At 65.7% G+C, this 397-nt stretch carries 1 pseudogene; it reads right to left on the bottom strand.

Annotated features, from left to right (window positions below):
• A pseudogene (locus tag EN818_RS30970) lies at positions 1–397 on the bottom strand (ABC transporter permease); the annotation flags it as partial.

A 397-nucleotide genomic window follows, 5' to 3' on the forward strand; every position in this document is an offset into this window, starting at 1 on the left:
TTGCCGCCGATCATCACCAGATGCCGGCCGAACGGCGTCTTGGCCAGAATCAGCGAGAAGGCCCCGAAGCAGCCGATGGCGATACATGCGGTGAGCGGCAGACCGGTGAGGCGCTGGATGCCGAACCAGCGGATGGCCGGCGCCAGGTCCTGCGCCGAGCGTCCGCCGGAAACGACGAGCACCAGGCCGCGCACCCAGATGTAGGAGGCGAGCGTGATGATGAAGGCGCTCATCTTCAATCTGACGATGAGGAAGCCGTTGATGACGCCGATGACGGCGCCAACGGCAAGCGCGATGGCGGGCGACACCGGCACCATCAGCCAGTCGGGATGCAATTGCAGGCCAAGGCCGATGCCGGACGAGCAGAACAGTATGCCGACCGCCATGGCGCTGAGCG

Source organism: Mesorhizobium sp. M3A.F.Ca.ET.175.01.1.1 (genome assembly GCF_004791945.1).
In the GTDB taxonomy this organism is placed as follows: domain Bacteria; phylum Pseudomonadota; class Alphaproteobacteria; order Rhizobiales; family Rhizobiaceae; genus Mesorhizobium.